General features: G+C 62.6%; 17 protein-coding genes. 2 read left to right on the top strand and 15 right to left on the bottom strand.

Annotation, left to right across the window (positions count from 1 at the left end; genetic code table 11):
* Nucleotides 1-2: 2 nt before the first annotated feature.
* A complete protein-coding gene (locus NKH99_RS14215; RefSeq protein ID WP_023680654.1) occupies nt 3-1,301 on the bottom strand; it encodes an adenylosuccinate synthase in 1,299 nt (432 codons plus the stop codon).
* 321 nt (nt 1,302-1,622) lie between these two features.
* Here NKH99_RS14215 and NKH99_RS14210 point away from each other — a divergent pair, with 321 nt between their 5' ends.
* Nucleotides 1,623-2,525 (top strand): DMT family transporter, encoded by a 903-nt coding sequence (locus NKH99_RS14210; protein ID WP_352454884.1) that lies wholly within the window; start codon nt 1,623-1,625, stop codon nt 2,523-2,525.
* Between the two features lie 59 nt (nt 2,526-2,584).
* On the opposite strand, the gene serA is transcribed toward NKH99_RS14210, so the two are convergent.
* The 5 genes from serA to glmM form a co-directional block, all read right to left on the bottom strand.
* Nucleotides 2,585-4,183, bottom strand: coding sequence for a phosphoglycerate dehydrogenase (serA, locus tag NKH99_RS14205; RefSeq protein ID WP_353014424.1), 1,599 nt, complete (start codon nt 4,181-4,183; stop codon nt 2,585-2,587).
* A 183-nt stretch (nt 4,184-4,366) separates the two neighbouring features.
* Entirely contained in the window at nt 4,367-5,542 is a 1,176-nt protein-coding gene (locus tag NKH99_RS14200) for a phosphoserine transaminase (protein WP_353014423.1), read from the bottom strand.
* Between the two features lie 182 nt (nt 5,543-5,724).
* The gene (locus NKH99_RS14195) at nt 5,725-6,474 is read right to left on the bottom strand and encodes an outer membrane protein (RefSeq protein WP_352742996.1); all 750 of its coding nucleotides are present in this window, start codon (nt 6,472-6,474) and stop codon (nt 5,725-5,727) included.
* Nucleotides 6,475-6,706: 232 nt separating this feature from the next.
* Nucleotides 6,707-7,546: an outer membrane protein gene (locus NKH99_RS14190; RefSeq protein ID WP_352471192.1), complete on the bottom strand. Its 840-nt coding sequence runs from the start codon at nt 7,544-7,546 to the stop codon at nt 6,707-6,709.
* Nucleotides 7,547-7,772: 226 nt separating this feature from the next.
* Complete coding sequence (glmM, locus tag NKH99_RS14185) at nt 7,773-9,125, bottom strand: phosphoglucosamine mutase (protein WP_352471193.1); 1,353 nt, start codon at nt 9,123-9,125, stop codon at nt 7,773-7,775.
* Between the two features lie 873 nt (nt 9,126-9,998).
* On the opposite strand from glmM, the gene NKH99_RS14180 reads away from it, so the two are divergent.
* Nucleotides 9,999-10,661 (top strand): hypothetical protein, encoded by a 663-nt coding sequence (locus tag NKH99_RS14180; RefSeq protein ID WP_502893708.1) that lies wholly within the window; start codon nt 9,999-10,001, stop codon nt 10,659-10,661.
* A gap of 588 nt (nt 10,662-11,249) precedes the next feature.
* Here the strand turns inward: NKH99_RS14180 and ftsH are convergent.
* The 9 genes from ftsH to tolQ form a co-directional block, all read right to left on the bottom strand.
* Nucleotides 11,250-13,175 carry an ATP-dependent zinc metalloprotease FtsH gene (ftsH, locus tag NKH99_RS14175; RefSeq protein ID WP_023677989.1) on the bottom strand — a complete coding sequence of 642 codons (1,926 nt, stop codon included), beginning with the start codon at nt 13,173-13,175 and terminating at the stop codon, nt 11,250-11,252.
* 106 nt (nt 13,176-13,281) lie between these two features.
* Nucleotides 13,282-14,718: a tRNA lysidine(34) synthetase TilS gene (tilS, locus tag NKH99_RS14170; RefSeq protein ID WP_353014422.1), complete on the bottom strand. Its 1,437-nt coding sequence runs from the start codon at nt 14,716-14,718 to the stop codon at nt 13,282-13,284.
* Nucleotides 14,719-14,772: 54 nt separating this feature from the next.
* Complete coding sequence (ybgF, locus tag NKH99_RS14165; RefSeq protein ID WP_353014421.1) at nt 14,773-15,882, bottom strand: tol-pal system protein YbgF; 1,110 nt, start codon at nt 15,880-15,882, stop codon at nt 14,773-14,775.
* Nucleotides 15,883-16,057: 175 nt separating this feature from the next.
* Nucleotides 16,058-16,564 (bottom strand): peptidoglycan-associated lipoprotein Pal, encoded by a 507-nt coding sequence (gene pal, locus NKH99_RS14160; RefSeq protein WP_023677992.1) that lies wholly within the window; start codon nt 16,562-16,564, stop codon nt 16,058-16,060.
* Nucleotides 16,565-16,796: 232 nt separating this feature from the next.
* Nucleotides 16,797-17,153 (bottom strand): four helix bundle protein, encoded by a 357-nt coding sequence (locus tag NKH99_RS14155; protein WP_352683435.1) that lies wholly within the window; start codon nt 17,151-17,153, stop codon nt 16,797-16,799.
* 80 nt (nt 17,154-17,233) lie between these two features.
* Nucleotides 17,234-18,505 (bottom strand): Tol-Pal system beta propeller repeat protein TolB, encoded by a 1,272-nt coding sequence (gene tolB / locus NKH99_RS14150; protein WP_245274748.1) that lies wholly within the window; start codon nt 18,503-18,505, stop codon nt 17,234-17,236.
* 78 nt (nt 18,506-18,583) lie between these two features.
* The gene (tolA, locus tag NKH99_RS14145) at nt 18,584-19,741 is read right to left on the bottom strand and encodes a cell envelope integrity protein TolA (RefSeq protein ID WP_353014420.1); all 1,158 of its coding nucleotides are present in this window, start codon (nt 19,739-19,741) and stop codon (nt 18,584-18,586) included.
* A gap of 7 nt (nt 19,742-19,748) precedes the next feature.
* Nucleotides 19,749-20,207 (bottom strand): protein TolR, encoded by a 459-nt coding sequence (gene tolR / locus NKH99_RS14140; protein ID WP_023677996.1) that lies wholly within the window; start codon nt 20,205-20,207, stop codon nt 19,749-19,751.
* Between the two features lie 9 nt (nt 20,208-20,216).
* Complete coding sequence (gene tolQ / locus NKH99_RS14135) at nt 20,217-20,927, bottom strand: protein TolQ (protein WP_023677997.1); 711 nt, start codon at nt 20,925-20,927, stop codon at nt 20,217-20,219.
* Between the last annotated feature and the right edge of the window lie 142 nt (nt 20,928-21,069).

Genomic DNA, 21,069 nt, shown 5'->3' with positions numbered 1-21,069 from the left:
AACTAGTCTTGAAACGGATCGGTCACAAGTATCGTGTCGTCCCGTTCAGGGCTGGTGGAAAGGAGTGCGACCGGCGCGCCGATCAGCTCCTCGATGTAGCGGACGTACTTCACCGCCTGGGCCGGCAGGTCGTTCCAGCTGCGCGCACCGGCGGTGGTGCCTTTCCACCCCTCCAGCGTCTCGTAGACCGGTTCGACGCGGGCCTGCGCACCCTGGCTGGCCGGCAGGTAATCGATCGCCTCGCCGTCGAGTCGGTAGCCGGTACAGACCTTGATCTCGTCCAGCCCATCGAGCACATCGAGCTTGGTCAGCGCAATGCCCTTGATGCCGTTGACGGCGACGGCCTGGCGGACCAGCACGGCATCGAACCAGCCGCAGCGGCGCTTGCGGCCGGTGACGACGCCGAATTCATGGCCGCGCGTGCCCAGGAACTCGCCGATCTCGTTCTTCTGTTCGGTTGGAAACGGGCCTTCGCCGACGCGCGTCGTATAGGCCTTGGTGATGCCGAGTACATAACCGATGGCGCCCGGCCCGACACCCGACCCGGCGGCGGCCTGGCCGGCAACCGTATTGGACGAGGTGACGAACGGATAGGTGCCGTGGTCGATGTCGAGCAACGTCCCTTGCGCGCCCTCGAACAGGATGCGCTCGCCGGCGCGGCGCTTGTCGTCGAGGATTTTCCAGACGCGGTCCATATAGGGCAGGATCTCGTCGGCCACCGAGATCAGCTCGCTCATGATCGCCTCGTGCGTGACCTCGGCATGGCCGAGCCCGCGCCGCAGCGCATTGTGGTGCGTCAGCAGCCTGTCGACCTTCAAGGGCAGCGTTTCCAAATCCGCCAAATCCATCACCCTGACCGCGCGCCGGCCCACCTTGTCTTCATAGGCGGGACCGATGCCGCGACGGGTCGTGCCGATCTTCGTTCCGGAATTGGAAGCGGCGTCCTCGCGAAATCCGTCCAGCTCCCGGTGCAAGGACAGGATAAGCGCGGTGTTTTCGGCTATTTTCAGGCGGTCTGGCGTCACCTCGACGCCCTGCGCCTTCAATTTCGCAACCTCCGCGACGAAAGCGTGCGGATCGAAGACGACGCCATTGCCGATGATGGACAGCTTGCCTTGCCGCACCACGCCGGACGGCAGCAGCGACAGCTTGTAGACCTTGCCGTCGACGACCAGCGTGTGGCCGGCATTGTGGCCGCCCTGGAAGCGCACGACAACATCGGCGCGCTCCGACAGCCAGTCTACGATCTTGCCTTTGCCCTCATCGCCCCATTGCGAGCCGACGACCACCACATTGGCCATATTTCTTTTCCCTTGAGACGCCGCACGAGCAGCTTGAAACAGTTCAAAACGACAGGCCTCTATCGCATCGGCCCCCAAAATCGGAATCGATTTTCGGAAAGCACGACGCGAGGATTAAAGCCTTCCGACGCGTACTTTGTAGCGTCCAATTGCACGCACGTCGTTCTATAGCGTCAAGACCCGGCGAGTGCGACCACTCTTTGCCGCCGAAAACGCTCCGAGGCACAACAATTTTCGCCTTTGACATCATTTACTTGGGCTGGCGGTCGCAATAGGCCCACACCGACCGTCAAATTCCCTCTGCCTGGCCGGGAGTTCACGATGCATCGAGCCGCCTATCTGTTCCTGCTGTTTACCACCTTGCTGTGGGGCGGCAACTCCGTGGCGGGAAAGCTGGCGGTCGGTCATATCTCGCCGATGACGCTGGTCTTCCTGCGTTGGCTGCTGGCGGTTCTGATTCTGCTGCCGATCGGCTGGGGAACGCTACGCCAAGACTGGCCGGTGGTGCGCAGGCACTGGTTGCTGCTTGGCGGGCTCGGCGCTTGCGGCTTCGCCTTTTTCAATGCGATCTTCTACACGGCGCTCAACTACACCACGGCGATCAACGTCTCGATCGAGCAGGCGGCGATACCGATCGTGATCATCATCGCCAATTTCGTGCTGTTTCGCCTGCGGGTGAACCGGGTGCAGATCGCTGGCGTCGTGCTGACCATCATTGGCGTCGCGGTGACGGCGAGCCATGGCGACCTGCGCCAGCTTCTCAAGCTGGATCTCAACTTTGGCGACGCGATCATGCTGGTCGCCGTGCTTTGCTACTCCTTCTATTCGGTGGGGTTGCGGCTGAAGCCGGTCATCCGCTGGCAGAGCCTGATGCTGGCGCTGTCGGTTGCCGCACTCGTCACATCGCTGCCTTTCTTCCTGTGGGAGATTGCCGCCGGCAAAGTCATCGTCCCCGATGCCCGCGGCTGGGCGGTCGCGTTCTATACCGCCATCGGTGCTTCGGTCATCTCGCAGATCTTCTATATCAGGGGCAATGAGCTGATCGGCGCCAACCGCGCCGGCCTGTTCATCAATCTGGTGCCGATCTTCGGCACGCTGCTATCGGTGCTGATTGTCGGCGAGACATTCCAGCTCTATCAGGCGCTGGCTCTCGCGCTGGTGCTCGGTGGCATCAGCCTCGCCGAATACAGCGGACGGAAGATGGCGGCATCCGCTGCTGAATGAAGTCGCTTGCCGCGACGTTCCACCGCCCCGCGTGCTGCTGCACACGGGGCGACCGAATTTCAGGCTATCCCAACATCGAAATGCAGCCGCTTGGCAGAGTCGATCGACTTGTGCGAGCGCACCTGCGCCAACACGTTTTCCGGGAATGGCGCATCGAGATAGAGCAATGCGATGGCATCACCGCCCGGCCGGTTGCGGCCGAGCTGGAAATTGGCGATGTTGACGCCGTTCTCGCCGCACACCGTGCCGAGCAGACCGATGATGCCGGGCGCGTCGGCATTGGTCGTGTAGAGCATGTGCTGGCCAACCTCGGCGTCGAGATTGATGCCCTTGATCTGGATGAAGCGCGGCTTGCCGTCCGAAAAACACGTGCCGGCGATCGAGCGCGTCCTGTGCTCGGTCTTGACCGTCAGCTTGATATAGCCGTCGAACACGCCCGACTTGTCGCGCTTGACCTCGGCGACGATGATGCCGCGCTCCTTCACCATGATCGGCGCCGACACCATGTTGACGTCGGCGACCTGCGGCCGGATCAGCCCGGCAAGAGTGGCGCTGATCAGCGCCCGCGTGTTCATCGTCGCGGTCGAGCCGTCGAACAGGATCTCGACCTCCTTGATCGGATCCTCGGTGACCTGGCCAACAAAGGCGCCGAGCACTTCAGCGAGCTTGACGAAAGGTTTCAGCCGCGGCGCTTCCTCGGCGGTGATCGATGGCATGTTGATGGCATTGGAAACGGCGCCCTTGATCAGATAGTCCGACATCTGCTCGGCGACCTGCAGCGCGACATTCTCCTGCGCTTCGGTGGTCGACGCGCCGAGATGCGGCGTCGCCACGACATTCTCCATGCCGAACAGTGCGTTGTTGTCCGCCGGTTCGACCTCGAACACGTCGATGCCGGCGCCGGCCACCTTGCCGCTCTTCAGCGCCGCGATCAGGTCGGCCTCGACGATCAGCCCGCCACGGGCGCAGTTGATGATACGCACGCCGGTCTTCATCTTGGCGATCGCCGCGGCGTCGATGATGTTGCGCGTCTTGTCCGTCAGCGGCGTATGCAGCGTGATGAAGTCGGCGCGGGCGAACAGCTCGTCGAGCTCGACCTTTTCGACGCCGAGCTCCTCGGCGCGGCTGTCCGACAGGAATGGATCGAAGGCGATGACATGCATCTTCAGGCCGACGCCGCGCGTAGCGACGATCGAACCGATATTGCCGCAGCCGATGATGCCCAGCGTCTTGCCGGTGATCTCGACACCCATGAAGCGGTTCTTTTCCCATTTGCCGGCGTGGGTCGAGGCGTTGGCCTCCGGTATCTGGCGGGCCAGCGCGAAGATCATGGCGACGGCATGCTCGGCGGTGGTGATCGAATTGCCGAAGGGCGTGTTCATCACGATGATGCCCTTGCGGCTCGCCGCCGGTATGTCGACATTATCGACGCCGATGCCGGCGCGGCCCACGACCTTCAGCCTGGTCGCAGCATTGATCAGCTTCTCCGTGACCTTTGTCGCCGAGCGGATGGCCAGCCCATCATACTGGCCGATCACTTCGAGCAGTTTTTCCTTGTCCTTGCCGAGATCCGGCAAATAGTCGACCTCGATGCCGCGATCCCTGAATATCTGCACGGCGGTGGTGGAAAGTTTGTCTGAGACGAGAACGCGGGGCATTGGCTTGGTCCTTTGCGATTGGCGTCCCTCCCCTTTGAGGGGAGGGTCGGCGCGAAGCGCCGGGGTGGGGTCGTTGCGGCCGGATGCGGCCAAATCTTTTTCTTTCTGGATGGCGGATCGTTGAGCGGGTGGAGGCGACCCCACCCGGCCCTTCGGGCCACCCTCCCCTCGAGGGGGAGGGAGTCAGGCCGCCGCTTTGAGCGACGCCTTTTGCGCCGCAAAGGCCCAGTCGAGCCAGGGCAGCAACGCTTCGAGATCGGAGGTCTCGACTGTCGCGCCGCACCAGATGCGCAGGCCGGGCGGTGCATCGCGGTAGGCACCAATGTCGTAGGCGACGCCTTCCTTGTCGAGCGCCGAGACAATTGCCTTGGCGAACGCAGCCTGTCCATCGGCGTCGAGTGCAGCGACTTGCCGGTCGGTGAAGGAAAGGCAGACCGACGTGTTCGAACGCGTCGCCGGGTCTACGGCAAGATGGCCGAGCCAGGAAGATTTTCTGACAAAGCGATCGAGAACAGCGGCATTGGCATCCGCTCTGGTGACCAGCGCGTCGAGGCCGCCGATCGACTTCGCCCAACGCAGCGCGTCGAGATAGTCCTCGACGCACAGCATCGACGGCGTGTTGATAGTCTCGCCCTTGAAGATGCCTTCGATCAGCCTGCCGCCCGAGGTGAGGCGGAAGATTTTCGGCAACGGCCAGGCCGGCTTGTAGCTTTCCAGGCGTTCGACGGCGCGCGGGCTGAGGATCAGCATTCCGTGCGCGCCCTCACCGCCCAGCACCTTCTGCCAGGAGAAGGTGACGACGTCGAGCTTCCTGAAATCGAGCTGTTGCGCAAAGGCCGCCGAAGTCGCGTCGCAGATGGTCAGGCCCTTGCGGGTGGCCGGGATGAAATCGCCGTTCGGCACGCGCACACCCGACGTCGTGCCGTTCCAGGTGAAGACCACGTCGCGGTCGAAGTCGATTTTGGTCAGGTCCGGCAGTGCGCCGTAGTCCGCCTCTAACCTGCGAACATCGGCGAGCCTCAGCTGCTTGACCACATCGGTGACCCAGCCGGAGCCGAAGCTCTCCCAGGCGACCATGTCGACGCCGCGTTCGCCGAGCAGCGACCACAGCGCCATTTCGACCGCGCCGGTATCCGAGGCCGGCACGATGCCGATGCGGTAATCCGCCGGAACCTGGAGGATTTCCCGGGTCAGCTCGATCGCTTGTTCGAGCTTGGTCTTGCCGATCTTGGCGCGGTGCGAGCGCCCGAGCGCGGCATTTTTGAGCGCCTCGACCGACCAGCCGGGGCGTTTTGCACAGGGACCTGAGGAAAAATTGGGATTTGCCGGACGGAATCCGGGCTTCGCATGCGTGGTCATCGTGGTCTATCCTTCCAGATAGTGGCCCCTCGTTGGGGAGGGGTGGCCCACGGATGGCGATATGCGTTCAGACTTTCGGCGTCAAGGGGAAAGTTTTTGTCGCTGTCAGGATATTGCCGGGGGCGAAACGCAAACGGCGGGCCTGCGACCCGCCATTGTCAACGCCTCGGCTTCGATCGAGCCTACCAGAGATCGTAGCGTAGTCCGACTTTGACTTGATGATTGTTGATCCCTTTGCGGATCGGAAAAGAAGTCAGACTCTCGGCAGTCACATATTCGGCGTCTGGCGCGGAAAAATACTGATAGCCCAGATCGACCGAGACGTTCTTGGACACTTGGTACGCAAGCCCGGCATTCAGCGTGTAGGCGAAGGAGTACTGGGTCTTGTTGTCACGCCGGACGAAATCGTCGGTGGGGTCGGCGTTGTCGGTGAAGTAGCTCGCCGACAGGCGACGCTTGCTCTGCACGACACCGACACCGGCGCCGAGATAAGGTGTGATTCCGACATAGGTGCCAAGGTCGACATAGCCGTTGAGTATGCCTGAGAAGGCATAGTTCTTCAGGGTCGCCGATGCCACGGTCGTTCCGTCGTTATAGCCGACGTCGATCTTGTTGCCGGGAAGATAGCCGACATTGAGATCGGCGCGCAGATAGTCGTTGAAATGGTAGCCGAAGCCGATGCTGGCGAAGATGGGATCTTCCTTTTCGTCGAAGCTCGCGGGTGTAAAGGCGAAATGCTCATCCTTGAAGCTCTTCTGCACCAGATAGGAGACATCGCCGCGCAGATACCATCCCGAGCCAACCTCGACCGGTACATAGTCGGGCGCCTGGTCGACATAGACCGGCGGTTCGTAATCGGCGCCAAGCGCCGGCGTCAGCGGCACCAGGACGACTGCTGCAAGCGCCAGTGCTACAGGCGATTTGAATGTCATGGTCCTCGGCTCCCGAACTTGGCGCATTCGCGATCGCGCGCCGTTTCAGACAGCATTGTTAACCATAGTGGTTAAGTGCGGGTTAAGGATAACAAGGCGTTAGCAATTGATTTGATCCGCCTTCGCTCCTCGAGCCGGACGGTGTTACAGAGCGCCGCAGCATGTTTAGGCAGCCAAACGAAACCGCCCGGCATCAGCCGGGCGGTCAACGAATTCCTCGATTTCGAAGCGACTACTTGGTGTAGACGGGCTCGGGTTCCGGGACGTAAGGCTCCGGCGGCGCACAGTCCGACCTGCCGAACTGGTAGCGCAGGCCGCCGCGCACTTCGTGAACGTTGATACCTTTGTCATAGCCGGGGCCGACATTGGGGAGGGAGGCATAGTCGAACATCTTACCGCCGTTGATGTGGCTGAAGCGGTAGCCGACATCTAGTTTGACGCGGTCAGTCAGGCAGTAGGATGCGCCCGCCATGGCAGCATAGGCAAACCGCCAGCCCTTGCCGCCGGCATGATCAAATGAACCGTCGCTGTCCACGTTGTGCAGTTCATCCCACTTGACCCAGGCACCGCCGATGCCGGCGCCGACGTAAGGCGTGATCCCATGCCAGGTGCCGATATCGACATAGGCGTTGGCCAAGAGCAGCAGCGCCGAATAGGACGAGGTATCGACGGACGTGCAAGGCGTTTGCTGTGGGCCGCAGAAGCCGTTGGTCGAGCCGCGGAATTTGGACTTGCTCATCCAGTCCAGGGTGAGATCGGTGCGGAAATGCTCGTCGATCTGGTAACCAACACCGCCGCCGGCCGAGAAGGCGCCATCCAGCTTGCCTGTATCGAACTTGCCGGGATTCTGGGGCGCCACACCGTAGGTGATGTAGTCGCCACCACGAAACCTCGACCAGTGATAGTCGATGTCGCCGCGGATATACCAGCCGCCGAATTCGGCCGGCTGCTCATAGGCAACCGGTGGCGGTGCCTCCTCGACGACGGGCGGCTCGACGAAATCGGCGGCGAATGCCGGTCCGACGCCGGCAAACAGCGCGGCCAGAAGAGCCATTCTAGCTGTGTTGAACATGCTTTTCACCCCTGAGAACCCTCGAACGGCGAACGCGCCCGAAATGTGATTGACCTCAGTTGTGGATAATGAATCGGAAAGGTTAAAAGGCGTTTAACCGTATTGATTAACCACGAATCTCTAAAAGTGGAGCAATCTGGCGGCCGTTGCTGCAGGCGGAGCTGGCCGCGACCCAATAAAAAAGCCCGCCGGCAAGGCGGGCTTTTGAACCGATGTTGGAGGGAGATCAGGCGGCGCTGCGCGTTTCCGAAATGACCTCGACGATGTCGTTGACCACGGACTCGACAAGCTGCGGGTCGTCGCCCTCCGCCATGACGCGGATGAGCGGCTCCGTGCCGGATGGCCGGATGACCAGGCGCCCGGCCTTGCCGAGGCGATTGCGCGCATCTTCGATCGCCGCCTTGACCGGCGCCTCCTCCAGCGGCTTGCCGCCGGAAATATGCACATTCTTCAAAAGCTGCGGCACCGGCTCGAATTTCTTCGACAGTTCGCTGACCGGTCGGTTATGCCGCTTGATGCAGGCGAGCACTTGGAGCGCCGAGACGAGGCCGTCGCCGGTGGTCGAGAAATCGGACAGCACGATGTGGCCCGACTGTTCGCCGCCGACATTGAGTCCATGGGCACGCATGTGCTCGACGACATAGCGGTCACCGACCTTGGTGCGATGCAACTGCAGGTTCATGTCGCCGAGGAAGCGTTCGAGGCCGAGATTGGACATCACTGTCGAGACGACGCCGCCGCCGGCCAGCCGTCCGCTCTGCTGCCAGGATTCGGCGATCAGCGCCATGATCTGGTCGCCATCGACGATCGCGCCGTTCTCGTCGACGATGACGACACGGTCGGCATCGCCGTCGAGCGCAATGCCGATATCGGCGCGCACCTCGTGCACCTTCTTTTGCAGACCGGCCGGATGAGTCGAGCCGCATTCCTTGTTGATGTTGAAGCCGTTGGGCTCGACATTGATGGCAACGACCTCGGCGCCGAGTTCCCACAGCGCGTCGGGCGCCACCTTGTAGGCGGCGCCATTGGCGCAATCGACGACGATGCGCAGGCCCGACAGCGACATCGAGCGCGGCAGCGTGCGCTTGGCGAATTCGATATATCGGTCATGCACGCCGTCGACGCGTTTGGCGCGGCCGAGCCCATCGGAATCGGCGAGCGCCAGTTCGATATCCTTGTCGAGCATCCCCTCGATACGCTCCTCGATCTCATCGGACAGCTTGTAGCCATCGGGGCCGAACAGCTTGATGCCGTTGTCGTAATAGGGGTTGTGCGAGGCAGAGATCATCACGCCGATATCGGCGCGCAGCGAGCGCACCAGCATGGCAACAGCCGGCGTCGGGATCGGGCCGAGCAGGAAGACATCCATGCCGGCGGCGCACAGGCCCGACACCATGGCGTTCTCGATCATGTAGCCGGAAAGCCTGGTATCCTTGCCGAGCACGACGCGGTGGCGATGGCTGCCGCGCTGGAACGAGAGGCCGGCGGCCATGCCGACCCGCATGGCGACCTCCGCCGTCATTGGAAACTTGTTGGCGCGCCCACGAATGCCGTCCGTACCGAAATAATGTCCTGCCATGTTCGCCAGCTTCCCGATGGTTCTTTCCGAGCATCTCATGCCATAAAATGGCCCAAGCCCCGTCATCACATTGTATGATTATGGACGACCAATCCTTAGAAAATTGTTGTTTTGTGTGTTTTACGTCACGCTAGTGTGTTGATTTTCAAGTTCCGAGCCCTTGTTGCGGCAGCAGCATCAGAAACGTCAACTCAAACCTCATCTGGTTCCTTTGGGCTGTGGCAGTGTGGCCTTGAACCCGAATCCGCATCGTGCTGCTCCAGACAGCGGTGGCTCAGGTCCGCCGCAGCCGCCGATTTGACTGGCTGTCATTCGACGCAGTGTCCTCGCTGGGAACCAGCCATAGGCGCGCGCTCCGTGCAATGCACCCGGACGAACTTGGCGGGGAGACGGTCCCGGCAACGAATTCATCACCTTAAAGAAAAGAATGCACTTCTAAATTTGTCTCTACGCTACTTAGCATCTGGCGCAACCAGCCGTTGAGCGCTATTGCTGCACTGGGACATATCATGAACCGCCGCAGGGAGAAAACGCATGCTCATCCACCGACTTGCCACTTTGACGGGTCTTGCCGTCGCGACCTTATTCCTGGCGGCGCCTGCCAGCGCGCTGACCATGGCCGAGTGCAGCACCAAGTATAACACGGCCAAGGACGCGGGAACGCTTGGCGGGCAGAACTGGAACCAGTTCCGCAAGGCCCAATGCGGCACCGATGCTTCCGCCGCTACAACCGAACCTGCGCCAGCCAAAGCCACGGCCAAGGCTGCCGACACGACCAAGGCAGCCGCCGCCGACGATGCGGCGCCGGGCCTGACGGCGAAGGAGTGCAGCACCAAATACCAGGCCGCCAAGGCTGCCGGCACGCTCAACGGCATGAAGTGGAACGATTTCCGCAAGACCCAGTGCGCCGCCGGCGCGACGGCAGCCGCACAACCCGCCGCCAAGACCAAAGCAGCGGCGGCCAGCAGCGATGACGCAGCGCCTGGGCTGACGGCCAAGGAATGCAGCACCAAATACCAGGCCGCCAAGGCTGCCGGCACGCTCAACGGCATGAAGTGGAACGACTTCCGCAAGAGTGAATGCGCCGCCGGCGCAAGTGCAGCCGCACAACCCGCCGCGGCACCTGCCAAGGCGACGACAGCCGCCGCGACCGATACCGGCAAAGGCGTCAGCATGGCGGATTGCAGCGCCAAATATCAGGCTGCCAAGGCCGGCAACACGCTGAACGGCATGAAGTGGAACGACTTCCGCAAGAGCCAATGCGGCGCCGGCGCAGCCGACGACGACACCCTGCCGGCTCCCGATGCCAAATACACCGGCGATCCGCAACCGCCGACCATCACCGCCCCCCAGGGCGTGAAATTCCCGACGGCGATCTCCAAGAAGTATGCAACCGAGACCCCGGCCAAGGGCCGCATGCACACCTGTCTCGACCTCTACTACGCCAACAAGGACGCCAACACGCTGGGCGGCCTCAGGTGGATCCAGAAAGGCGGCGGCTTCTACAGCCTCTGCAACGCCAAGCTGAAGAGCTGACCGGCGCCACCATCCGACGACATGAGCCCGCGAGCCGCAAGGTTCGCGGGCTTTTTTGTTGCTGCCGAACACTTGCGAGGAGCGCCATCCGCGCGCAAGCGGCGCCGCTGCCAATCTGCCCCGCGTGGGGGAGATGTCCGGCAGGACAGAGGGGCACTGTCCAGGGGACTGTCCCGCCGACATCGATGGTCGCCAGCACGCGCGACGCTCGGTCGAAAAGGAGCCTGAAATAAAAAACCCGCCTCGGCGGGCGGGTCGTCAGCGCCAATTGGCACCATAACCTAAATTAGTAGCATAGCTGCCGGCACAAAGCAAGAACAAAACGTGGCACCGCCGACAAAAAATGCGAGCTTCATTCTCCGGCGCGCTTTGTCGATCTTCCCGAAATCGTCAACGAGGATGATAGAAGGCCCCATTCCCTTCGCGCTCCTCTCTGTCCTGCCGGACATCTCCCCCACGAGGCGGGAGATTGGCCGTCATCGTCACTTTCGCCAATTTCCAGCGATGCAGGAAGGGTCGCATTCCCCAAGAGAAAACGCCGCGGTTAGAGCCGCGGCGTTTCGAAGTCGATCTGTGCCGGGCCGGAGCCTAGCTTGACGGCTGAGGTTCCATGCCGCCTTCGGGCTCGGGGCCTTTCTTGCGGCGGCCGGACTTCGGCACGGCCGAGCCGCGGCTCGGCGGCGTGTCGTCGCCAAGGTCGCGCGCGGGCTTATTGCCGGCGATCAGCTGCTTGATCTCCTCGCCGGACAGCGTCTCGTATTCGAGCAGGCCCTGCGCCAGCGCGATCCATTCCTTCTTTTTCTTGGTCAGGATGGACCTTGCCGTCGAATAGGCCTCGTCGATCAGCCGGCGCACTTCGGCGTCGATGATCTGCGCCGTCTCTTCCGAGATGTTCTGCGTGCGCGCCACCGAATGGCCGAGGAACACCTCCTCCTGGTTGTCGCCATAGGCGACATGGCCGAGCTTGTCGGAGAAGCCCCAGCGCGTCACCATGGCACGCGCCAGCTTGGTCGCCTGCTCGATATCGGAGGAGGCGCCGGAGGTGATGTTCTCCTTACCGAACTTGAACTCCTCGGCGACACGGCCGCCCATCATGATGGCGAGGCGCGAGATCATGTATTTGTAGCTCATCGAATAGCGGTCGCCTTCCGGCAGCTGCATGACCATGCCGAGTGCCCTGCCGCGCGGAATGATGGTCGCCTTGTGCAGCGGATCGGCCGACGGCACGTTGAGCGCCAGGATGGCATGACCGGCCTCGTGATAGGCGGTCAGCTCCTTCTCGGCCTGTGTCATCGCCGACGAGCGGCGCTCGGCGCCCATCATGATCTTGTCCTTGGCGTCCTCGAATTCGGCCATGGTGACGAGGCGCTTGTTGCGCCGCGCCGCCATCAGGGCGGATTCGTTGACCAGGTTCATCAGGTCGGCGCCGGAAAAGCCCGGCGTGCCGCGCGCGATCACCTTGAGGTCGACATTGGGCGCCAGCGGCACGTTGCGCACATGCACTTTCAGGATCTTCTCGCGGCCGACGATGTCGGGGTTCGGCACCACCACCTGGCGGTCGAAGCGGCCCGGCCTCAGCAGCGCCGGATCGAGCACGTCTGGCCGGTTGGTGGCGGCGATCAGGATGATGCTTTCGTTGGATTCGAAGCCATCCATCTCGACCAGCAGCTGGTTCAGCGTCTGCTCGCGTTCATCATTGCCGCCGCCGAGGCCGGCGCCGCGATGGCGGCCGACCGCGTCGATTTCGTCGATGAAGATGATGCATGGCGCGTTCTTCTTGGCCTGGTCGAACATGTCGCGGACGCGGCTTGCGCCGACGCCGACGAACATCTCGACGAAGTCCGAGCCCGAAATGGTGAAGAACGGCACGTTGGCTTCACCCGCGACCGAGCGGGCGAGCAGCGTCTTGCCGGTTCCGGGAGGACCGACGAGCAGCACGCCGCGCGGGATCTTGCCGCCGAGCCGCTGGAATTTCTGCGGGTCGCGCAGGAACTCGACGATCTCTTCCAGATCTTCCTTGGCTTCGTCGACGCCGGCGACGTCCTGGAAGGTGACGCGGCCATGTGCTTCGGTCAAAAGCTTGGCCTTCGACTTGCCGAAGCCCATGGCGCGGCCGGAACCGGACTGCATCTGGCGCATGAAGAATATCCAGACGCCGAGGATGAGGATCATCGGCAGCCAGGAGATCAGGGTGCCGAACAGCGAATTGGAGCCGTCGGATTCAGGACGCGCATTGATGGTGACGTTCTTGTCCTGCAGCCGCGAAACCAGTGACGGGTCCCCAGGCGAATAGGTCTGGAAGCCGTTGGAACTGTCCGTGTAATTGCCGGAGATACGGGCGCCGGCGATGGTCACCGACTTGATCCGTCCCGCCGCGACTTCCTGCAGGAACTGCGAATAGGGAACATCGCTCGAGGCTCCACGCGTCTGCGGCGTCTGGAAAAGATTGAAGAGAGCGATGAGCAGGACCGCTATGATCGCCCAGAGCGCGAGGTTGCGATAATTCGGATTCATCAATTGTCCCGTTGGCGCCCGCTGGGCGGACACGCGTCGTGAGAGGAAACTTGGCCCTAACATAGGGAGAGCGTCTCCCATTGCCAAGCATAACAGCAGGTCTCGGTTAAGCTTTCGCCCGTGGTAGGCCGGCATTGTGGCCGCCGAACGGCACGGCTGGAACGGGCGCCGCGCCAAGCAACGCGGCGACGGCATCGGCCGGCGCCAGATCGAAGGACGGCAGGAAACGGGCGAAGGGCGCGACTGCCGGATATGCGGCGACAGCCGCCGGCATCGGGCCTTCCCCGGGCAAACCCGGGCCTTCCCCCAGCAAACCAAGGCATTCGCCATCCCGCCAGAGCGCCGGCTCGGCGGCCAAGGCGGCACGCACAAGGCTTGCCGGCGTGCCATGCCCGGCAATTGCCCGCTTTGCGGCAAGAGCCGCCCCGAGCGGTGCTATCAACAGCGGCGCGATCATCAACAATGCACCTGGACTGTCGCCCAATGTGATCCGTCTGCGGCCGTCCCACAGGGCATTGCCGGAAACCGCAACAGCCGGCGGCAGATCGCGCAATTCGCGGTGCAGAAAGATGCCGGTACGCCGGGCATCGACCACGGTCCGCGACAATGTGGCACAAAGCGGCCCGGTGCGGAACCGGCCGAAAAGAGCTTCGCTGCGGGCCTGGTCGGGAAGAAAGGCGGTGCCGCCGGTCGCCGCCAGCAGGATGCGCAGCGCATAAATGGCCGACCGGCTGTCGGCGGCCGTCGCAAAATCCCGATCGAGCCGGACGAGGCCGGCGGCCGGCCTGGAGGCCAAGCTGCGGATCAGCATGGCCGCGCGATGTCCCAGCTGCTCACGCTCGACCGCCGCCTTGCTGGCCAGCGCTATCGCTTCAGCCACGCTAGGCGTACCATCGCCTTCGGCAAGTGCTGCGCGGACGCGCGGCCGCTCGAAAGCGGTGTCGGCATTGGTCGGATCTTCGATCCAGGCAACCTGTTCACGCCGCAGGAATTCGCGCAGCTCAGCACGCCGCACGCGGAGCAGCGGCCGCACGATCCAGTGCCGCCACTCGTAGAGGGTTGCCGGCGCCATGCCGGCAAGGCCCCGCGCTTCGTCGCGCGGCCTCTCCTCACCTGGCCCGTCGTCACGTGCTTGCCGCATCAGCACGGTCTCGGCCTGGTCGTCGGCGGTGTGGCCGGTCAGGATCAGGCCGATGCCTGCCGCTTCGGCGGCCTCGGCGAGCAGCCGGTAGCGGGCTTCGCGCGCGGCGGCGGGCAGGCCGGTCGATGGTTTGTGCCCCGACCAGGCGAGGATGCGATGGGCAATGCCGCGCGCCGCGCACAGCCTGGCCACGGCTTGCGCTTCCGCTGCCGCTTGCGGCCGCAGTTGATGATCGATCGTTACCGCCAGCAATTTCGTTGCCGGGGCGTTACGATCGAGATGGGCTTTGAGGAGGAGGAGAAGGGCGGTCGAGTCGCTGCCGCCGGACACGGCCGCAACAGCGCCGTTGGAAAAGTCGATCCGCGAAAAATCCGAAAGGTCAGGCTCGCTGTCGAGCGTCATGCATGTCGCCCAAGCGTGGGCCCGGTTTTGCGGCACCGACACGCAACGGAAAAACTAGCACGCCGCGAGTGCCCTTTCCTGCTTGACCCGCTCCTTGAGCGCGCCGGAAATATCGGGGTAGCGCTTGCCGATCTCGCTGAAAGTGGCACAGGCCACGTCGCGCTGCTTCAGCCCGACCAGTGAAACGCCGAGCTTCAGCAGCATGTCGGGCGCCTTCTTGGCCTTGGGATAGTCCTTGCTGGCAGCGAGGAAAGTCTCGGCCGCATCGCGGTATTTCTGCTGGCCGAGCAGCGATTCACCGAGCCAGTAATGCGCGTCCGCCGCCTTGGCGTCCCGGGGAAAACGGGCGATATGGTCGCGGAAGCCCTGTTCGGCGGTGCTGTAGTCGCCCGACAGGATGAACTGGTAAGAGTTGCGGTAAAGCTCCTCCGGATCGTTGGTCGACGGGAGTGCCGCGACCACCGTATCGTCGGATTTACCGGCCTTGTTGCCGGCTGCGCTGGCGCCGTTGGCTGGGGCCGTATTCTGCCGCGGCGCATTCGCTTGCGCATTGCCGTCGGCTTCGACGACATTGCCGTTTTTGTCGACGGTGATGGTGCCGAACGTCTTGGGCGGCGCGCCGGGGATCAGCTTGCCGGGATCGCCGTTGGGCGATTCGACGATGACGTCCTCGACGCTCTTGTCGCCGGCTGGCGGCGCGTCCGCATCGGCCGGAGCCGGCGTCCCCGGCGCCTCCGCCACGTTACCGTCGCCGTTGGGGCTGTCGCTGCTGGGCGCGGCCTCGGACTTCTTCTGCTCGGCCGGCTGCTGCGCGCCTTGCGGACCGCCTTCCAGCTGCTGGAAGCGGAATTCGTTGTCTTCCTGCTGCTTGCGGATCTGCTCCTGCATCTGCAGGACCTGGAAATTGAGTTCCTCGATCTTGCCATTCATCTGCCGGAGCTGTTCCTCCAGCGCCGGAGTGCCGGTACCATCCTGTTGCGCGAATTGAACCTGATCCGGCTTTTTCTTTTCGCCGAAAATGCCGGGCAGTTTGATCGTCGGCAGGTGGAAGGAAAAACCGCTTTCCGATGACTGCCCGGTGCCGTTTGCCCCGTCAGCAAGTGTCGCGATACTTGATACGAGCAGCAGCGCAAGCGTGCCGCTCAAGACCGATCTGAAATGCATGTGCCTCTCGCCGTGAAACCGTTAGCCTGTTGCGCGCCCTTGCCAACCGAAGTGGCCAGGCGCCCTCGGCTCTTAACAGGACGTGAGACTTCGGCCAAATTTTGTTTGGAGCGGGCAGATATGAAAAAGGCGGCCTTTTGGCCGCCTTTCGCACCAAGTGTTGCATTTATGCCGATCAAGAACCGGCGCCGCCCAGCGTGGTTACGGCGCGGCGGTTCTGCGACCAGCAGGAGATGTCGTCGCAAACCGCGACCGGACGCTCCTTGCCGTAGGAAATGGTCTTCAGGCGCTGCGCCGAAACACCCTTGGCGACCAGGAAGTCGCGTGTGGCGGCAGCACGGCGGGCGCCGAGCGCCAGATTGTATTCGCGCGTGCCGCGCTCGTCGGCATGGCCTTCGATGACGATGGCATACTGCTTGTACTGGTTCAGCCACTGCGCCTGGCGCGACAGCGTCGTCTGCGCATCGGCGCGGATCGAGGACGAATCGGTGTCGAAGAAGATGCGGTCGCCGATATTGACGGTAAAGTCCTGGGCCGACCCGGGCGTTGCCGCGCCAGCGCCGTTGAGGCCGAGATCGGCGGCGCTGTTCGGCGTCTTCTTCGAGGCGCAACCGGTGATCGCGAGCATAGCGACCAGAGCGATCATGACCGGGTTTGTGGTAAGTGCTGCGATACGGCCCATGCCGCCTCTCCTTCGCAATTCGAGTGATTTCATTGATCGTCCAGTAACCACGTTTGGGTTAACCGACGCTCAAGAAACACGGTTAAAATTTGGTTTCGGCTGCCGTCCGCAACCGTTCTGCCGAGGGCTACTCAAAGGCGACAATGAGCGCGGACCGTAGGCGGAAATACGGCCAAAACATGAAAAAGAGGGAATTGAGGAAACTGAAGAACTGAGGAATTGAGGAAAGAGATCACCTCAGCTTCTCTATGAGATTGACCAGCATTCCGTAGATGCGGGCATAGGATTGCAACCAATCGTCGCGTTGCGCCTGTGTGATGTACTCGAGGTCGAACGCATACGAACTCCAGGTCTCCACCTCACTGCATGATCCTATGGCCATTGAAATGAAGCGTGCGAATTCGGGCTTGGAGTGAGCCTGTTTGGCAAAGCCTTCGGCCAAAGTGGCGCAGATCGCCTTGCTGGAACGACGTAGTTGATCGGCGAGCGCGTATTGCTCCATTTTCGGAAAAGCAAGCGTGGCTCTGTGTACCCCAAGGGAAACCGCATAGGCACGCTTATAGACTTCTAAATCCCTCGCGTGCTCGATGTAGACCCCCCTGCCTTCTCCATTCTTCAGTTCTTCAACTCTTCAATTCCTCAGTTCTTCAATTCCTTCTTCTTCTTCCATCACTCCAGCAGCGGCGACCAGGCCGGATCCGAGGCGAAGTTCGCCGTCGGGATCGACTGTTCGTTGCGGCCGGTGAGATCGACCGAAACAAGTTTTGGTCCACCATTGGAATCGCGGAAGAACATCAGCACCCGGCCGTTGGGCGCCCAGGTCGGCCCCTCCTGCTGAAAGCCGGTGGACAGGATGCGCTCACCCGAACCGTCGGTGCGCATGACGCCGATCTGGAATTCGCCGCCGGTCTGCTTGGTAAAGGCGATGAGATCGCCGCGCGGCGACCACACCGGCGTCGAATAGACGCCGTCGCCGAACGAGATGCGGGTCTGGCCCGAGCCGTCGGCGCCCATCACGTAGATCTGCGCGCGGCCGCCGCGATCCGAGGTGAACACCACCTTGCTGCCGTCAGGCGAGTAGGATGGTGAGGTGTCGATGGCGGTCGAGTTGGTGAGCCTGGTTGTCGAGCGGCTTCTCAGATCCATGGCGAAGATGTTGGAATTGCCGTCATCGCGCAGCAGGCTCATGATCACCTTCTGGCCGTCCGGCGAAAAGCGCGGCGCAAACGTCATGCCGGGGAAATTGCCGACCAGCTCGCGCTGCCCCGTCTCGATCTGCAAAAGATACACCCGCGGCTGGCCGCTCTCGTAGGACATGTAGGTGATTTCCTGCCGGTTCGGCGAGAAGCGCGGCGTCAGCACGATCGATTTGCCGTTCGAGAGATAGCGGACGTTGGCGCCGTCCTGGTCCATGATGGCTAGCCGCTTCTTGCGCGCATTCTTGGCACCGGACTCGTCGATGAAGACGACGCGCGTGTCGAAATAGCCCTTCTCGCCGGTTAGCCGCTCGTAGATCGCATCGGCGATGATATGGGCGACGCGCCTGGTATTGGCGTCGTTGGCGAAGAACTGCTCGCCCGACATCTGCTGGCCGGCAAACGTGTCCCACAACCGATACTGCGCGCGAATGCGGCCGTCAGCCTCCTTGCCGACACTGCCGGTGACCAGCGCCTGCGCATTGATCACCTTCCAGTCTTCGAAGCGCGGCGTGGCATCCGGGTTCGAGATCTTTTCGATGAAAGCGCTTTTGTCGATCGGCGCGAACAGGCCGGAGCGTTTCAGGTCGGCACTGACGATGCCAGAAATCTCGGCGCCGAGCGCATCGCCGCCCTGGAAGTCCGTGATGGCGATCGGCAACGGCTCGACATTGCCCTTATTGACGTTGAGCTCAACGAGCGCCCGCGCCGGCAGGGTGACAGCAACGGTCATACCCAGCGCCATCGCTGCGATCGTCAGGAGCGGCTTGAGGATGGATTTCATGTCTTCTCGCTTCTTTCGCTGATTCTGTGAGCGCCAGGCCTAAAGACCGAGCATCTCCCTGGGGTCAAAAGTGACCCGAACGTCGGACCAGATGTCTTGCTTGCCCGCCGGAACCTGCAAGCCGGCCACATCGCATTTCTGAACCGCGCGCACTGCACTTTCGTCAAACGGGCGGTTTCCGCTCGACTTTTCAACGCTCGGCCGGCCATCCAGCTTGCCGGAGGCGTCCAGATTAAACCGGACCACGACGACGAAATTCTCCGAACCCTCGAGCCCTGCCGGAAGCGTCCAGCAACCACCAAGCTGGGCCTCCAATGCCCCCTGCTCCGATTTCGAAAGCTTCTGGCCCTGATCCTTCTCGCCGCCGAGCGATGCCTGCTGGGTCGAGCGCTTGGCGCCGCCGCCGGACGGCTTCCGCTTGTCAAGCAGAGCCGAAATCTCGTCGGCGTTGAATTGCTTGTCGTCCGATTTCGGCCTGGATGAGGCTTCCTTGACCGGCTTGTCGGCGTCCTTGCGCTCCGGTGCCTTCGCGCTCTCGGCCTGGGCCGGCTGCGGCTTTGGCCGAGCCTCGGGTGCCGGCGCCGAGTCGGGAAGCTGCGCCTCCTCGGTTGGCGGTTGCTTGGCAATCGCCTCGGCGACGGCATCCGGCTTGACCTCGGGCTGCGGATCGATCGCGGCAGTCTTGTCCTGCGGCGGCGTGGGCGTCGGCTCCTTGGCCGGCGTCGGCTTGGGCTCGGTCTGCTTGACAGGTTCGGGCTTGACCTCTTCCTTCGGCTGCGGCACCGGCGCCACCTCCGTAGCAGGAATAGGCTTCGGCTCTTCCTTCGGCTTCGGCACGTCCTCGGCCTTGGGCTTTTCGACCGGCGTCGGCGCGGGTGGCGGAGCCGCCGTCATATCGACCGGCTTGGGCTTGGCCTCAGGCGTCGGCGGCTTGTCGGTATCGATGCTGTTTTCTCCGACTTTCTGGGCATCGGGTACGATGTCGGGACGCTGTGTCGGCAGCGGCGCCGGCTTTTCGTGCATCACGGCCTTCTTGTCGCCCTGCAAAACCTGCGAGACGGCCTCCATCGGCACAATGTCGACTGCGACCGACTCGACATCGGACGACGGAAGCGCAGCCGGCGCCGACAGCGTGAACAGCCCGAAGGCGATCGCCACCGTATGCAAGATCACCGATGTGGTGAGGCCGGTCCTCATCTCGCGTTTATTGATCCTGTTTCGGCAGTGTAATCAGGCCGAGGTTCTTGTAGCCTGCGTCCTGGATGAGACCCATCACCACCATCGCGTCGCCATAATTGGTGGTCTTGTCGCCCTTGACGTAAATGCGCTCTTCGTAGCCGGTCTTAGAAATCGCCTTCAGCTTGGCGATCAGCTCCTCCTGCGGGATTTCGGTCTCCTGTACGAAGATCTTGCCTGTGCCGTCGATCGTAATCGTGATCGGCTGGGTATCGGCGTTCATCGCCTTGGCCTTCGTCTCCGGCAGGGTGACCGGCACGCCGACCGTCAACATGGGTGCGGCGACCATGAAGATGATCAGCAGCACCAGCATCACGTCGACCATCGGCGTGACATTGATTTCCGATATCATCGCGTGATGGCGGCCGCGCCGCCTGTGGCCTCGACCACCGCGTCCTCCGCCACCCGCGCCTACAGACATTCCCATGATCGTTCCTCAGGCCTTCTGCGCGACTTTTTCATCGATTTGGCGCGAGAGTATGGCGGAGAACTCATCCGCGAACCCTTCCATGCGGACGGCGATCTTGCTCGCGTCGGACGACAGCTTGTTGTAGGCGATGACGGCGGGGATGGCGGCGAGCAGGCCGATGGCCGTCGCCAGCAGCGCTTCGGCGATGCCGGGCGCGACCACCGACAGGCTGGTGTTCTTCGAAGCGGCGATCGCCTGGAACGAGGTCATGATGCCGATCACGGTGCCGAACAGGCCGATGAAGGGCGCCGCCGAGCCGGTGGTGGCGAGGAAGCCGAGCCGCCCTTCCAGCTTTTCCATCTCGCGGGTCAGCGCCAGATCCATAGCCTTGTCGATGCGGGTCTGCAGGCCGAGCGGCGATTTTGCGCCCTTCTCGAAGCTCTTCTTCCATTCGCGCATGGCGGCGACGAAGATCGCGCTCATGCCGGTCGTCTTGCGGTCGGCGAGCGTGCGGTAAAGCTCTTCCAGCGACTGCCCCGACCAGAACACCTGTTCGAAGCGGTTGAGCGCCAGCCGCATGCGGGCATAGGCGACGAGCTTGTCGACGATGATCGCCCAGGTCCAGATCGAGGCACCAAGCAGCCCGATCATGACCAGCTTGACCACCCAACCGGCCTGCATGAACAAGGCCCAAATCGATAAATGCGCGCCCGGTTCGGCGAGAGCGATGTTTTCCATGTTACGTCCTTAAAGATTTTCGGGGCGTGGCTGGCGGCTGGCCCATGGGCATCCCTTGTGGTCCGTTCGCGTTAAGCTTGCGGAATAACCCCAAATGCACCGTTGGCGGCCTTTTCGGGGCAAATATTGGTGAAAGGAAGGC

The sequence above is a fragment of the Mesorhizobium sp. M0854 genome (assembly GCF_040319815.1).
Taxonomy (GTDB): Bacteria; Pseudomonadota; Alphaproteobacteria; order Rhizobiales; family Rhizobiaceae; genus Mesorhizobium.
Note: the sequence above shows the minus strand (reverse complement) of the source record. Positions and strands in the feature narration are given on the sequence as shown.